This window comes from Cellvibrio sp. pealriver, from assembly GCF_001183545.1.
Taxonomy (GTDB): domain Bacteria; phylum Pseudomonadota; class Gammaproteobacteria; order Pseudomonadales; family Cellvibrionaceae; genus Cellvibrio.
In genome coordinates this window covers 3,817,942-3,833,182 of sequence record NZ_KQ236688.1, presented here as the reverse complement: position 1 = coordinate 3,833,182, position 15,241 = coordinate 3,817,942, and the positions used below count along the sequence as shown (strand labels likewise).

The 15,241-nt window shown below is 48.8% G+C and carries 12 protein-coding genes; 10 read left to right on the top strand and 2 right to left on the bottom strand.

Annotated elements, in window-relative coordinates:
• The first annotated feature begins 107 nt into the window (after nt 1-107).
• From VC28_RS16650 to VC28_RS16610, 9 genes are all read left to right on the top strand, one after another.
• On the top strand, nt 108-1,283 hold the full coding sequence (locus VC28_RS16650; protein ID WP_049631636.1) for a hypothetical protein: 1,176 nt from the start codon (nt 108-110) through the stop codon (nt 1,281-1,283).
• A gap of 153 nt (nt 1,284-1,436) precedes the next feature.
• Nucleotides 1,437-2,321, top strand: coding sequence for a class I SAM-dependent methyltransferase (locus VC28_RS16645; protein ID WP_049631635.1), 885 nt, complete (start codon nt 1,437-1,439; stop codon nt 2,319-2,321).
• A 114-nt stretch (nt 2,322-2,435) separates the two neighbouring features.
• The gene (locus VC28_RS16640; RefSeq protein ID WP_049631634.1) at nt 2,436-3,011 is read left to right on the top strand and encodes a BLUF domain-containing protein; all 576 of its coding nucleotides are present in this window, start codon (nt 2,436-2,438) and stop codon (nt 3,009-3,011) included.
• Between the two features lie 220 nt (nt 3,012-3,231).
• Nucleotides 3,232-3,870, top strand: coding sequence for an RNA polymerase sigma factor (locus VC28_RS16635; protein WP_053094223.1), 639 nt, complete (start codon nt 3,232-3,234; stop codon nt 3,868-3,870).
• A complete protein-coding gene (locus tag VC28_RS16630; protein ID WP_049631632.1) occupies nt 3,867-4,910 on the top strand; it encodes a FecR family protein in 1,044 nt (347 codons plus the stop codon). Before VC28_RS16635 ends, VC28_RS16630 begins: the two co-directional genes overlap by 4 nt.
• A gap of 331 nt (nt 4,911-5,241) precedes the next feature.
• Nucleotides 5,242-8,511 carry a TonB-dependent receptor gene (locus VC28_RS16625; RefSeq protein WP_231591812.1) on the top strand — a complete coding sequence of 1,090 codons (3,270 nt, stop codon included), beginning with the start codon at nt 5,242-5,244 and terminating at the stop codon, nt 8,509-8,511.
• Nucleotides 8,512-8,665: 154 nt separating this feature from the next.
• A complete protein-coding gene (locus VC28_RS16620) occupies nt 8,666-10,222 on the top strand; it encodes a tryptophan halogenase family protein (RefSeq protein WP_049631631.1) in 1,557 nt (518 codons plus the stop codon).
• A gap of 24 nt (nt 10,223-10,246) precedes the next feature.
• Nucleotides 10,247-10,960 carry a SapC family protein gene (locus VC28_RS16615; protein WP_049631630.1) on the top strand — a complete coding sequence of 238 codons (714 nt, stop codon included), beginning with the start codon at nt 10,247-10,249 and terminating at the stop codon, nt 10,958-10,960.
• Entirely contained in the window at nt 10,960-11,667 is a 708-nt protein-coding gene (locus tag VC28_RS16610; RefSeq protein WP_049631629.1) for a DUF6445 family protein, read from the top strand. Before VC28_RS16615 ends, VC28_RS16610 begins: the two co-directional genes overlap by 1 nt.
• Before the next feature lies 1 nt (nt 11,668).
• Here VC28_RS16610 and VC28_RS16605 read toward each other — a convergent pair whose 3' ends face one another.
• On the bottom strand, nt 11,669-12,409 hold the full coding sequence (locus tag VC28_RS16605) for a LytR/AlgR family response regulator transcription factor (RefSeq protein WP_049631628.1): 741 nt from the start codon (nt 12,407-12,409) through the stop codon (nt 11,669-11,671).
• A gap of 58 nt (nt 12,410-12,467) precedes the next feature.
• Entirely contained in the window at nt 12,468-13,601 is a 1,134-nt protein-coding gene (locus tag VC28_RS16600) for a sensor histidine kinase (protein WP_231591808.1), read from the bottom strand.
• A 189-nt stretch (nt 13,602-13,790) separates the two neighbouring features.
• On the opposite strand from VC28_RS16600, the gene argH reads away from it, so the two are divergent.
• Nucleotides 13,791-15,188 (top strand): argininosuccinate lyase, encoded by a 1,398-nt coding sequence (gene argH, locus VC28_RS16595; RefSeq protein WP_049631627.1) that lies wholly within the window; start codon nt 13,791-13,793, stop codon nt 15,186-15,188.
• Nucleotides 15,189-15,241 lie beyond the last annotated feature (53 nt).

Here is a 15,241-nt window from a genome sequence, read left to right as displayed (position 1 = left end):
CGGACAACAATTTTCCCGATTATTTATTTGGCGCAAATTTCAACTCACGTTAATATGCGCACCGTTTTAACTCCCTCCCCCCTCTTTCGCATAATCAAGGAGCATTTATGCGTATGCGTTTATTGTTGTCCCTGTGCCTTGGAACCCTTTTTACTTTCAATGCCTTCCAAACCTTTGCCCAAGACTATCGGCTTAACTATGTACCCGTCAGCACCAATGCCGACCAACAGGGTTTTATCCGTATCGTGAATGACAGCTCAACCAGCGGGATCGTGTATATCGATGCAATTGATGATTCTGGCCGCTCTGATTTCACCTATGTCCGCATGAACGCGGGCGAAAGCAAACAACTGACTATTAGCGATATTGAAAATGGAAACTCAAGCAAAGGCGTTTCCTTTGGGATTGGCCCAGGGGTTGGCAGCTGGCGACTGACCGTTTCATCATCAAACATCATTATGGTCATGGGCTATATCCGCAGCCCAAGTGGATTCCTGAGCCCTATGCACGCCAGCTCACAGGCGTACTTGGGCGGTATATACCACTCGATTCCTATGTTTAACCCGGGCTCAAACGCCAACCAACAAAGCCGTTTGCGGATTATCAACAACACCAATTACAGCAATGATTTTTTAATCAGCGGCATTGATGACAATGGTAATGATGCCCCCAACGGTTCAGTCAGTGTCACGCTGGGCGCTGACGAAGCCGCCACTTTCAGCTCTCAGGATCTGGAAAATGGCAACGTGGCGAAAGGCCTGACAGGTTCATTGGGTAAGGGCACCGGCAAATGGCGGCTGTCTGTCATATCGACCGAAGAATCTACTGCGATGAGTTTTATGGAGCTGCCTGGCGGTTATGTATCCAACACCTCCGACGTTGCCGCGGAGCATGGCACACCGCAAAAAACCCAACTGACCTGTGACCAATTAGACGGTGCATCCGTGTACTCACAGGAAGCAGTGCCGGTTTTCCTCGGCTTTTTTGGCACCTCATCAGCGACCAATTCCATTACCAGATCCACCGGCAATTACGGCAATACAACATCGGCACAAAGCATGAAAAATAAAAGCTCTGTGTATGGCTCCGCTACCGGCAATTACAGCATCAATAATCCAGCGGCAACCTTGCCACCGATTATTGTCCGCAACGGCGCAACCCTGGGTTATGTCACCACCAGTAGCAAACTTTTCGGTGGCTATAGCCTGACTGCGATCGAGTCTTCTTGTGCTCCATTTGACTCAACAGCACCTGTCGCCAGCTTCAGGTTGTATGGCTTTTAAGCCTGCCTTGGATGCAATTGAAAACCCGCTTCGGCGGGTTTTTTATTGGCTGCAATATCAGCCCTTAACAAAAAATGATCCTTCAGCACTATTGGCTCACATCGTTGGCTGGCACACTCAGGCGGTTTCGTTTACCCACAAAGGAATCATGAAATGAAAAAAATCGCATTTTTGGCCGCGGCTTTCTTGCTGCAGGCTTGTACATCGCCACTCAATACCGCCACCGCTGAACTTGGCCAACCCGCGTTGAGCGAGCAGGATAAAGCGCGCCTGGTTGAAGTCACCCAAGGCCTGCCTGCCGAACATCAGGCCCGTTATGCCGCGCGTCACCCGGTGGAAACACTGTCGTTTTTTGGCATCAAGCCGGGCGATACCGTGATTGAAGCGCTCCCCGGTGAAGGCTGGTATTCCAAAATCCTGTTCCCGTATTTGGGTAAAGAAGGCAAGTTGATCGGGGTGGATTACAACTACGCGATGTGGCCGGAATTTGGTGCATGGGGTAAAGACCCGAAATTTTTGGCAGAGCGTAAAGCCTGGCCAGCACAATGGGCGGTTGATGCCAAAACCTGGGGCGGTGCCGATGGTGCAGCGGCCGAGGCCTATACCTTTGCCACCATGCCCGCAGAATTGACCGGGAAAGTGGATGCCGTGTTGTTCATCCGCGCCCTGCACAACCTCGCGCGCTTTGATGCCAAAGGCCAATACCTGCAACAAGCGATGGCAGAAACCCATCGCGTACTTAAACCCGGCGGTGTAGTGGGTATCGTCCAGCACGCCATGACAGAAGATAAACCCGATGCATGGGCAACCGGCGAGCGCGGCTATCTGAAACGTTCGGCGGTGATTCAGGTAATGACGCAGGCAGGCTTTGAATTTGTGGCCGAGAGCGATATCAATAAAAACCCCAAAGACGATCCGCAGGCCGATGATAATGTCTGGCGCTTGCCACCAAGCCTGAGTGGCAGCGAAGAGCAAAAAGCCAGGAATCGTCTAATTGGCGAATCCAATCGTATAACCCTGTTGTTCCGCAAGAAATAAGCTTTCACGACACCACGCTCAAGGTATGGCACCACCGGTTGCTAAGGCATAGGTGGTGCCGCCGTGATGTGACTCATGTCGTAGGGGCATCTGTTCGCATCAGGAGAAGAAAACGTGAGTGATTTGGTCAGGCTGGTGTACGCCAGCGAAGCAACATTCAATAGCAGTCATGCCGAGCAAGGCATAGAGCCCGAAGTGGGCCGCATTTTGGCGCAATCGCGCCGCAACAATGCGCGAGCGCAGGTAGGCGGTGTTCTTTATTATGGTAACGGGTATTTTTTTCAATGCCTTGAAGGTTCGCGCGATGCTGTGATCGAGACTTACCAGCGCATTTGTACCGACCCGCGCCACAAAAACGCCACAGTCTTATTAAAAGGGTTTGCCAAGCGCCGCTTGTTTGAAGAGTGGAGCATGAAATATTTGCCGACCGAAAAAAATCTGCGCGATTTTCTCGCACAACACGGGTTAACCGAGTTTTCCCCATTTGATTATGATCGCGAGATGGTCGGACGGCTGCTCATCTTTTTTCAACAATCCAAAGCGGCTGCAGAACCGGGCACATCAGCACCTTCTACGGGACAAGCCTCTCAGACAGTTGCACAGGAACGATACAGTGAACAACACAGCGCACCGGAACCCACCCAACCCACACAGCGCAAATCGCTCTGGCAGCGTTTATTTAATCGCTAGTGCTTATGATGAAGTCTATTTGCACATTCAGATATAGACATTAATCCGCTTATAACATTTACCTACCATGTGTTTTCCAACCCACCGGAAAGGAGGCCATGTATCGCACTTGGGCTAATCGAAAAGCGGATTTTTTTACTTTATTTGTACCGGGGAATGGCGGAATATTCATCCAGCATCGTCATGGCTTGTAAGGAAATTACAGTAATGGCAAGAGTCCATGTCGAATAATCCAAAAATAACGAATCAACCCATGCGCAACGACAGCATCGCCACTCTATTTATCGCCCTGCGCGGCTCACTTGCGCGCGCTGTGTCGCGGCTGGTACCGCCGAAAGAAGTAGAAGACATAGTGCAGGAGACCTATGTGCGGGTCTGTCAGGTAGAGAAACCGGACCAGATCCAGTTTCCACGCTCATTTATGCTGCGCACTGCGCACAATTTGGCGCTGGATCATTTAAAGCGCGCCGAAACACGGCTAAGCGTGAGTATGGACGATGATCCGGAGCAAACATTGGAAGCGGCAGGTTATATCACACGTGCCGATGAAACCTTTGACCGCGTTGCCGCTAACCAGGAGTTTGGTTTTTTTTGTGAGGCTGTCAGGCAGCTGCCACTGCAGTGCCGCAAAGCGTTTGTATTGAAAAAAGTCTATGGCTATTCGCAAAAAGAAATCGCACTGCAACTCGATATCAGTGAAAACACGGTAGAAAAACACATAGCAACAGGCATCAAACGCTGCACGCAGTTTATGGCTGCTTTGCAGCACAACAAACAGCAACACAGTAGCCAAAAACACAATGGCGACAAGCAGTCCATGCAACAACATCCGGCTCCGCACGAGAGGAGCAAATCATGAGTAATATTATTGAGTTCCCCAACCGCGAACAGATTTATGATCAAGCGAGCCTATGGATTGCACGTATCGACCGCGAATTAACAGCAACGGAACAGCAGGAATTAGCCCAATGGCTCGCTGCAAACGAGCAACATCGCGCCGTATTATTTGAAATGGCCGAGCTGTGGGACAAAATGGACAGCCTCGCGCGCCTTGCCGATTTATTTCAAGCGCCGACACAGCAACCTTCGTACAAACCGCGTTTTTACGGCGCTGTCGCAGCATCTTTTGTGTTGGTTGCAATGGTGATTGGCTGGAACCTGAATCCACAACTTCACAGCCAATTGTTGAGCATCTCTCCATTTCAACAACAATCTATTGATGGCGTTTATGAAACCGCTGTCGGCGAGCATTCCAGTGTCAACCTGCCCGACGGCTCACAATTGGTACTCAACACCAACAGCCGCGTGACAGTAAAATACACCGATGAGCATCGTTTGTTTTTATTGGAGCGCGGCGAATTAAATATTGAGGTCGCGCACGACAAAAATCGTCCGCTAAGTGTTGTTGCGGGCAATAAGGTTGTGCAAGCAGTGGGCACCGCATTTAATGTACGCATCCGCAACGACAACGAAGTTGCACTGCTAGTGACTGATGGAAAAGTATTGGTGGCCAAACAGGAGACGCAACCGGCAATTGAAAAAATTGTCGCAAAACGCTTGCCCACCAATGCAATGGCTGTTGCAAAAGGCGAAAAAGTAGTGCTTGGCTCAGCGCAGGAAACTATCGCCAAAGCCGATGACAATGACATAGCCGCGCAATTAAGTTGGCGTCAGGGCAATCTGGTTTTTCGCGGGGAAACACTTGAAGATGCACTGGTAGAAATTAACCGCTACACAGCCGTTCAATTTGAAGTGACTGATGACAGTATCAAACAAGAGCGCATTGCCGGTTTATTTAAAGCGGGTGATGTTGATGGTTTGCTCGCGGCGTTGGAACAGAATTTCAATATTCACAATGAGCGTGTAGGTAATAATAAAATCCGCCTGCGCGCCAAATAAACCATTCGCACCAACCTGCAGGAGACAGAATCATCTGCCTCCTGTAAATGGCCACACTTTCACCTACCCCTCCCAGCACGGACTTTCTTCACTATACAAATTCACCCTTAGTCAGCAATTGACCAGAAGCTATTTTAGCAGTCCGACACAATACAAAATAACCCAACTGGGCTAAGCTAGATGAGAGTTCGCGCGCCAATACTTGTTGAAGACAAGACAAGCTATTAAGCTCTCAGCACTACTAACAGCTAAACAAACAACAAAACGAAGTTACTTTTTGCGCCAGACTGGCATGGGCATAACTTCGTATAACTACAATAAAGTGTTCATTGTGCAAAAAAAAATCATGGCATGGCGGAAAAAAAATCGCGCCTCGTCTATTAAGCACGCAAGCAAGATGCTTGCGGCTGATGTAAACGAGCAGGCGATTTTTCGTTTATTAATTTTTGCCCTCGCGGTAGGCACACCGCTGTCTGCATGGGCAGAAAAAAATAATCTCGATAAAATTATCCAGTTCAACATACCTCAGCAACGGGCAGATCTTTCGCTCACTGAGTTTGCCGAACAAGCTGATATAACGCTGATATTTCCATTTGATGATGCAATGGAAATTACCACGAATAGATTAGCCGGACGTTATTCCATCAAAGAGGCTGCCATGCGCCTCGTTGCGAATACCAACCTCAGTGTAAAGATTGACGAGAAAGGTCTGCTGACCATCACGACCCATCAGTCTCTTGAGGAGTTGGATTCAATGCACAATAAAAATAAACTCAGTGCCGTCATCGGCATTATTACCTCCATGGCCGGAGCACAGGCTATTGCACAATCCCCAGCTACACCCAGTGGTGCAACTGAACAAGTTGAAGAATTAATGGTGACCGGTATTCGCGGCAGTTTGCAGCGGTCGATGGATGTTAAACGTGCCGCGGGCGGTGTTGTTGATGCCATTTCATCGGAAGATATAGGTAAGTTTCCCGACACCAACCTCGCAGAATCTCTACAGCGTATTACTGGCGTATCGATTGACCGCTCAGGCGGTGAAGGCCAATTAATTACCGTGCGCGGTTTCGGCCCGGAATTTAATACGGTATTAATCAATGGCCGCCAAATGGCAACCGAAAATTTATCGCGCGCATTCAGTTTTGATACTGTTGCGTCTGAATTAGTAAGTGGTTTAGAGGTTCACAAAACTTCAACGGCCACTATGCAATCCGGTGGTGTTGGTTCAACCGTCAACGTAAAAACCGCGCGCCCTTTTGATATTGGCGATTTCAAAGTAGCCGGTAGTATTAAAGCAGCACTGGAAGAAAACAGTGAAAAAACAACACCGCAAGTATCAGGCTTGGTAAGCAATGTATTTAACGATGGAAAATTTGGCGCACTGCTCGCCGTTTCACATCAAGAGCGGGACACACGCTTGAATCAGGCGCAAATGGATGGCTGGCTGGAAAACGTAGGTATTCCCACCAGTGAATTAAATGGCGGCGCAGGCGTTCCTGCAGGCACTACTATTTTTTCGCCGCGCAACTACGACCATAAAGTCACGTTTGAAGAACGCACCCGCACAAACGCGTCACTGGTATTGCAATTCGCAGCGACTGATGATTTGACAATCACTACCGATGCAATCTATTCCGATTTTGATATTGAAACCAATGCTCTGTCTTACGGCCACTGGTTCACTGCGCCTAACATCACCGATGCCGTAACCGATGAAAATGGCACCGTGATTGACCTGCGTCAGGAAGTGGGTTTGGCCACTGACATGCACGCTAAAAAATTTGATCGTCTCACCAAAACATCGCTATTTGCCATCAATGCCGACTGGCAAGTGAACGACAAATTAAATTTGAATTTTGATGCGACCACATCCAGCGCCGAACGCGCTGCAAACAATGGCGGCGGCGATCAGTTATCGCTGATTGGATATGCCAACCGCGTGCGCTTCCAGGTGGATGACAACATCCTTCCTTATGCCAGTGAATTTGAAACGGCAAATCCAAACATTTTCTCTGGCCAGCAAGAATTGGATGGCACCGCCTATCGCGATCCAAGTGCGCCAAATTATGTTGCACCAGCAGGTGTCGGTGACCTTCTCGATAAAAACAACAGCCGCGCACACGTAATGTTGCGTCGCGGTTGGGCGGTAGATGACCAGGTTGACCAATTTAAAATGGACGGTACTTGGGATGAAGGCAGCGACTCAGGCTTGGTAAAAGTAAAATTCGGCGGCATGTTCTCAAGTGAAGAAAAAGCATTGGATCGCTGGGATAACGAAGGCGTCGGCATTCACTGTACTTATTGCGGCTACCCTGACTCACCGGTTATTCCTGCCGACATGCAATATATTTTTGATGCAGGCAGTGATTTCCTTGGCGACGTAAGTGGCAGCGGCCGCATGCCAACCAAATGGTTAGCGCACGATGGCGAAGAACAATTTGCTTATCTCGAAAGCACCAGCGGCAAAAATTTTGATGCCGTTAAACGCGACAATTCTTTTGTGGTTGAAGAGGAGACCTTGTCGTTTTATTTGGAATCGGAATTCGCAGGTGATTTAAGTGGTATGCCGGTCAGTGCAATTGGCGGCGTGCGCGTTGAATCTACCGATGTCACTGTGACAGGAACCGAAGCGCCGGTAACTGGCTTGCGCATTTTAGATGAAACCGAAATGCTCGCCGAATTTGGTTCAGCACAGGCGATCAATGTCGATAACAGTTACGATGCAATCCTGCCAAATATGAGCATCAAACTCGATATTACTGATGACATGGTTATACGCGCGGCTGCATCAAAAAGCTTGACCCGTCCGACACTCACCAGCATGGCACCCGTCACCGTAATTACCACAACACGTCAAGGAGGTAACCTCACATCAACCAGTGGTAACGCTGCACTGAAACCGTTCGAATCAGATAACTTTGATTTGAGTTGGGAATGGTATTACGACGAAGCGAGTTATGTGTCGGCTGGTTATTTCAAAAAAGATGTGGCGAACTTTATCGTTAACTCGATTGCCGATAAAACTTTCGCATTGCCTAACGGCAGTTTGTTAACCGATCCATCCACCGGCAGTGACACTGGCGCTGCAGATGCCAACGATGCAGTCGCGGTATTTAAAAATACCCTTCCTAATAATGGTGAAGATGCCACCGTGGACGGTTGGGAACTCGGCATACAACACACCTTTGGTGAAACCGGTTTTGGTGTAATGTTTAACACCACATTGGTTGATAGTGATGCGGAGCTCGACCCCGCTGATGTCACCCAGGTATTTGCTCTCACCGGATTGAGCGACTCCGCAAACCTGGTTGGTTTTTATGAACAAGGCCCGGTGCAAATTCGTTTGGCGTATAACCAACGCGGCGAATTTGTGCAATCACTGACTCAAAGCAACGGCAACGGCCCAACACTCGTAGAGGATTACGAACAATGGGATTTGAGTGCAAGTTATGACATCACCGATGAAATAACCGTGTTCGTTGAAGGTATTAATCTCACTGAGGAATATGTGCATAAACGTGGCCGCTATGAAAACCATTTATTATTGGTTGAAGACAGTGGTCGCCGTTGGGCACTGGGTGTGAGAGCGAGTTTTTAATATTCATGATGTTCACTCATAGCCACTATCCGCTATGATTTTCAGCCGCTGCAATGCAGCGGCTCTTTTTATTTAATATTTAACATTAATACCGCTTTAGTAAAAATAGTTTCACTAATACCATCTGTTTATTAGCCGTATCCAAGAGTGGATCATGAATAATAAAATTACCTCTGTTGTGATTGTTGGAGGCGGTACTGCCGGTTGGATTACTGCAGGCCGTATTGCTGCACACCATCGCACCGCCACGGGCAACAACCTCAAAATTACTCTCATTGAATCACCGAATATTCCCATCATTGGTGTAGGTGAAGGCACCTGGCCCACGATGCGCAGCACCCTGATGAAATTGGGTATTTCTGAAACCGATTTTATCCGCGAATGCGATGCATCCTTTAAACAAGGCGCAAAATTCGCTCGCTGGGTAACAGGCACGCCGGATGATTTTTATTATCATCCATTAATGCTGCCGCAGGGGTTTGGCAAAACCAATATGGCTGCACACTGGCAAGAGCTGCGCAACCAACAAAAACTCCAACAATCTTTTTCTGCTGCAACGTGTTTTCAGGAAAGTCTTTGTGAATCAGGGCTTGCCCCAAAAATGATTACGACACCGGAATTCAACGCCGTAGCCAATTATGCTTATCATTTAAACGCTGGAAAATTTTCTGTATTTTTGCAAAAACACTGTAGTGAAAAATTAGGTGTGCAGCATGTACTCGCCGATGTTACGGGCGTTAACCTGGCCGACAATGACGACATACTTTCCGTCACTACTGAACAAGCTGGCGTGATCAGCGGCGATTTATTTATCGATTGCAGCGGTTTCCAATCGCTGTTGCTAGGCCAACATTTGCAGGTACCGTTTGTCGATTACAAAGACGTATTATTTATTGACAGTGCGCTCGCCGTTCAAGTGCCCTATGAAACAGAAGATGCCCCTATTGCATCACACACGATTTCAACCGCCCAGGATGCGGGTTGGATTTGGGATATAGGCTTGGTACATCGCCGTGGTGTAGGCCATGTGTATTCCAGTCGCCACACAACAGAAGAGCAAGCGATGGAGCGTTTGCAATCCTATGTTGGCCATACCTTTAATAATTTATCCGTGCGCAAAATTCCAATCCACTGCGGTCACCGCAAACTCTTCTGGAAAAACAACTGCGTCGCGGTAGGCTTATCGGCAGGTTTTCTGGAACCGCTGGAAGCATCGGCCATTGTATTGGTGGAATTATCAGCCAGTATGATTGCGGAACAATTGCCCGCCTGTCGCGATGTCATGGACATTGTTGCCAAGCGATTCAACGACACATTTACCTATCGCTGGGCGCGTATTATCGATTTTTTAAAATTACATTATATTTTAAGCAAACGCACAGACAATGCTTTCTGGGTTGATAACCGCGATCCATCCACTATTCCCGACAGCTTGCAGGAACTCATAAAACTGTGGCGTTATCACCCACCAGGCGATCAGGACTTCACCAGCAACAACGAGGTATTTCCTGCGGCAAGTTACCAATATGTGCTCTATGGTATGGGCTTTGAAACTGACTACTCATGCAGCCAGCATTTGCTACGCGACCATGCAGTAGCGCGTGAGCAGTTTGATAAAAACCAAAAGAATATCGAGCAGGTATTACGCAGCTTGCCCAGTAACCGCGAGCTGCTTAATAAAATTCATTTGCACGGCTTGCAAACCATCTAATCATTATTCAGTACGGAAAACCCCATGACTCACTTTGTTGCACTGCATAATCAACTTCACCAACAACTGCGCGTAGATACCACACTGGTTGAGTCGCTCGGTGCAGCTAACAATATGGTACCGGTGGTACTCAGTGAATTCCTGCGCCTGGTCGTTCAGTACCCTATTGTGTTTACCAAAAACAGCGAGAATGGCAACTTTGTGTGTGTTGCACTTTTGGGATTTGAACAAGGTGAAAATTTATTTTGGCAAGACAATCAATGGCAGGGAATTTATACACCACTGAACATTACCCGCCAGCCGTTTTTTATCGGACAGGAAAACGGCCAAACACTTATTTGTATCGATACAGACAGCGCCACCTTGCACTCAGGTCAGGGTGAAGCAATTTTTGATGCGTTCGGAAAAGAGACTAACTATCTCAACACAATTAAAGCACGCCTTGCACAATTGCTTGATGGTGAAACGCAAACCCATGCATTTATTCAACATTTACTGGCACTGAATTTACTTGAGCCTATGGCGCTGGACATCCGTTTTGGCAATAACCAGCAACAGCGCGTACAAGGTTTATATACCATTAATGAACAGCGACTCACACAACTTGACCCAACGCAATTAAGTGAGCTTCAGCGTGAGGGATATTTACAACCCATCTATACCCAGCTGGCATCACTCGGGCAGATTTATTCGTTGATCCAAAAAAAGAATATACGATTGGGGCATGGTACAAACTGATGACACTTTACTCGCAAGAAAAATGGAAAATAGATGTCCAACTGATCGGACATGAAAAAAACCCACTCTTGATCATCGATAATTTTTGTAACACACCAAATGCATTAACTGACCAAGCTTGCTCAGGCGAACCATTCATCGCACAAGCCAGTGATTTTTATCCTGGCCTACGCAAACAGGTTGATGGGAATTATCCTGCACAGAGTTTGAATGCAATCACCTCACTGGTGCGCGAAGTATTTTCAATTGATGCATCGCGCGCAGTGCAGCAGAGTCTGTGCGCTTTTTCACTCACTACCACACCACCAGAAAAATTGCGCCCCATACAGTCGGTGCCACATATCGACACTCATGATCCATCACATTTTGCAATGGTGCACTATCTGTGCCCTAATTCTTACGGTGGCACCTCTTTTTATCGCCACCGCAGCACCGGCCATGAAAGTATCACACAAGAGCGATTAACCAATTATTTTAAAATTCTCAAGCAGGAAGTGATGGAGGAACAACAAACCCGATTTAATTACATCAATGGCGATACACATTTATTCGAGCGGATCGCGCAGGTACCTGTCGCATTTAACCGTGCGGTGATATACCGCAGCAACCAACTGCACTCCGGAGATATCAGCGCACAATTGGGGTTAAGTGAAAACCCCAAGCAAGGACGATTGACAGTAAACAGTTTTTTTAGCTTTATTGAATAACTCATATTATTTTTAACAGTTCTTTTACATCACTCACATGACGGCGGCTGATAATCGGGCGCAACTCGATATCGGCCAAACGCACATGATATTGCCCCTGCGCATTGCGCTCCAGCGCCTCGATGTGTTTGATCGACACCAATGAATTGCGATGGATGCGCACAAAACGCCCACTGAATTCCTCTTCCAATTCCTTTAAGGTTTCATCCAGCAAATGTTCGCCGTTGCGATGATAGACAGTGACATATTTGTGATCAGCAAGAAAATAGCGAACATCCTCCAGCGGAATAAGCTCCACGCCACGACGTGTTTTGGCGGTGATATGGGTACGCTGGGTTTCTAGTGCCGTCGCAGGATTTTTTTGTGCAGCGACACGTTGGATTTTATTGAGCTTTTTGGCCTTCTCTAATACCTGCAATAACTGTTCGGCTTTGACCGGCTTGAGCAAATACCCGACGGCATTGGTGCCAAACGCATCGAGTGCGTATTGGTCAAATGCGGTACAAAAAATAACGGCAGGCGCATCCTCCAATTCGGCAATATCCTGCGCAAGGCTCAAGCCATCGCGCCCGGGCATACGAATGTCCAGCAAGACAATATCCGGGTCATGCGCGATAATGGCAATCAGCGCATCTTCTGCATTATCCGCCTCGGACACCACAGAAAAACCTTCAATTTTTTCCACCATGCGCAGCAACCGCTGCCGCGCAAGAGGCTCATCATCAACAATTAAAATATCCATTGTTATGTCTCTGGTTGTTATTGTTTTCCGTTTTAATCGATATGAAAAAAAGCAAACATCAAACCGTCAAAGGACAAAAAATATAAGTCGTAAAAATGCCATTCTCTGCACTGCTGGATAACCGCGCTGCCGACCCGAAGTGCGCGGTGAGCCTGCGGCGAATATTATCAAGCGCCATACGATTATGCTTTTGCTCACTATGGCGCTGCGAGCCACTGCCCTGGTGATTATTTTTTTTCACCAGCAAGTAAGGGTTGCTGATGACGATACTGAGCTGCTTATCGTTCTGCGAAACCTTGACCGTGATTTTTCCGCCCTTGGGCAAAGGTTCTACACCGTGAAAAATGGCATTCTCGACTAAAGGCTGCATCATCAAACTGGGGATTTTTATCTCTTTGTTGTAATTGCCAATTTGCCAGTCCAACTGCAAACGCCGACCAAGGCGCAGCTGCTCTATATCCAGATAGTGTTTGCACAACTCCAATTCACGCTCAAGCGGAATCAAACTCGGCTCCGCCAAACTGGCGCGGAACAATTCCGATAAATCTTCCACCACCCGCTCTGCGGTATCCGGATCTGTAGCAATCAAACTGGCGATGGAATTCATGCTGTTAAATAAAAAGTGCGGACGAATGCGCGATTGCAATGCTTGTATGCGCGCCTGCATTTCAGCCTGTTGTTGATTGCGCAGCTGTTGCTGCAAATATAAATAGCGCAGCAAAATACCCGACAGAATTGCAGCGATGGCCATATTGTTAAGCAATTGCCAGCCATCAAATTCAAAATCTTGATATTCAATAAATGCCATGCCGCTAACGCCATAGATTATCCACTGCCCCAACACACTCAGCACCAGTGTAATAAACAACACCAAGGCATAACTGGTACAACCAGCACGTACATGGCTTTGCCGCGCGAGCCAGAAACGCAAACGGCACAGCGCAATCGCACTGAATACCACCACCCATTGCACTTGCACCGAGATCAGCGCGAGCTTGTCCCAGTCAAAATGCTGCAACCCGGACGATGCACTGATGGTCAGCAACAGCGCCAGTAACTCCGCCACCAGCACCAGCAAAAATACCGATTGGCTAGTGCACAACTCCGGTAAAAATGGATTGGCAGGTTCAGCCAATGATGCGGGCTGTTTTTTATCGGTTTCCGGTGCAGTCATTGTCGATACGGTTTCCATAACGAGCAGTCCAGATACCTGTCTGCTGCCTTGATTAATCGGTCTTTTTAAAACGCTGTTGGGCTATAATGCGCGGCCTGCGGCACGGGGCGTGATTATCCAGCGACATTTGCGCAAGCATCGCCTTGGATTCTAGCCCAACAGCAGCCGCCATCTCTTTCATTATTTCTAGTTTGTGGACACATCCTCATGAGCCAAAACGATCAGCCCATCAAACCCTGGGGCGGCCGCTTCAGCGAAGCGACCGATGCCTTTGTCGAGCGCTTCACCGCCTCCATCGGTTTTGATTACCGCCTCTACCACCACGACATCAACGGCTCCATCGCCCACGCCACCATGCTCGCCAAAGTGGGTGTGCTGACCGAGGCCGAGCGCGATCAAATCATCGCGGGCTTGGAAGAGATTCGTGCGGAAATCGTCGCCGGTAAATTTACCTGGTCAGTGAGCCTGGAAGATGTGCACATGAACATCGAAGCGCTGCTCACCCAGCGCATTGGCATCACCGGTAAAAAGCTTCATACCGGCCGCTCGCGCAACGATCAAGTCGCCACCGACATACGCCTATATATGCGCGACGAAATCGACGCTATCGCCAAAGAACTCACTCGCCTGCAACAGGGCATGCTGCAGTTGGCGGAAGCCAATACCGATACCATCATGCCCGGTTTTACCCATTTGCAAACCGCGCAGCCGGTGACCTTTGGCCATCACATACTCGCCTGGTTTGAAATGCTGCAGCGCGACTACGGCCGCCTGCTGGATTGCCGCAAGCGCATGAATTATTTGCCACTCGGCGCTGCTGCACTGGCCGGTACTACCTACCCGATTGACCGCGCCTACACCGCGCAACTGCTCGGCTTTGAAGCGCCCACCGAGAACTCGCTGGATTCCGTAAGCGACCGCGACTTTGCCATCGAATTTTGCGCCTTTGCCAGCATCTTGCTCACCCATATGTCGCGCATGAGCGAGGAGCTGGTGCTCTGGACTTCCTCGCAATTCAAATTCATCGACCTGCCCGACCGCTTCTGCACCGGCTCCTCCATCATGCCGCAGAAGAAAAACCCCGACGTGCCTGAACTGGTGCGCGGTAAAACCGGGCGTGTGAACGGCCATTTGATTGCGCTGTTGACGCTGATGAAATCCCAGCCCTTGGCCTACAACAAAGACAATCAGGAAGACAAAGAGCCGGTATTCGACGCGATTGATACCGTCAAAGACTGCCTGCGCGCCTTCGCCGATATGGTACCCGCGATTCAACCGCGCAAAGCGGAAATGTACGAAGCCGCCAAACGCGGCTTCTCCACCGCCACCGATCTCGCGGATTATTTGGTGCGCAAAGGCGTGCCTTTCCGCGATGCCCATGAAATCGTCGGTAAGTCAGTGGCCTACGGCGTGCAGACCAACAAAGATTTGTCTGAGATGACTCTGCAAGAACTGCAACAGTTTTCCAGCGTGATCGAAGCCAATGTATTTGACGTGCTGACACTGGAAGGCTCGGTGGCCGCGCGCAACCACATCGGTGGCACTGCGCCTGCGCAGGTAAAAGCGGCGGTTGAGCGAGCTAAAGCGAGCCTTGCAGGTCGTTAATAAACGAGCGGGACATCAAGAATACGGGTAAACGCCCTGCCTCAAGAAGCCGC

Coding starts and splice junctions, on each gene's coding strand:
- VC28_RS16650 (WP_049631636.1), top strand. CDS start 108: ATGCGTATGCGTTTATTGTTGTCCCTGTGCCTTGGAACCCTTTTTACT.
- VC28_RS16645 (WP_049631635.1), top strand. CDS start 1,437: ATGAAAAAAATCGCATTTTTGGCCGCGGCTTTCTTGCTGCAGGCTTGT.
- VC28_RS16635 (WP_053094223.1), top strand. CDS start 3,232: ATGTCGAATAATCCAAAAATAACGAATCAACCCATGCGCAACGACAGC.
- VC28_RS16630 (WP_049631632.1), top strand. CDS start 3,867: ATGAGTAATATTATTGAGTTCCCCAACCGCGAACAGATTTATGATCAA.
- VC28_RS16620 (WP_049631631.1), top strand. CDS start 8,666: ATGAATAATAAAATTACCTCTGTTGTGATTGTTGGAGGCGGTACTGCC.
- VC28_RS16615 (WP_049631630.1), top strand. CDS start 10,247: ATGACTCACTTTGTTGCACTGCATAATCAACTTCACCAACAACTGCGC.
- VC28_RS16610 (WP_049631629.1), top strand. CDS start 10,960: ATGACACTTTACTCGCAAGAAAAATGGAAAATAGATGTCCAACTGATC.
- VC28_RS16605 (WP_049631628.1), bottom strand. CDS start 12,409: ATGGATATTTTAATTGTTGATGATGAGCCTCTTGCGCGGCAGCGGTTG.
- VC28_RS16600 (WP_231591808.1), bottom strand. CDS start 13,601: ATGGAAACCGTATCGACAATGACTGCACCGGAAACCGATAAAAAACAG.
- argH (WP_049631627.1), top strand. CDS start 13,791: ATGAGCCAAAACGATCAGCCCATCAAACCCTGGGGCGGCCGCTTCAGC.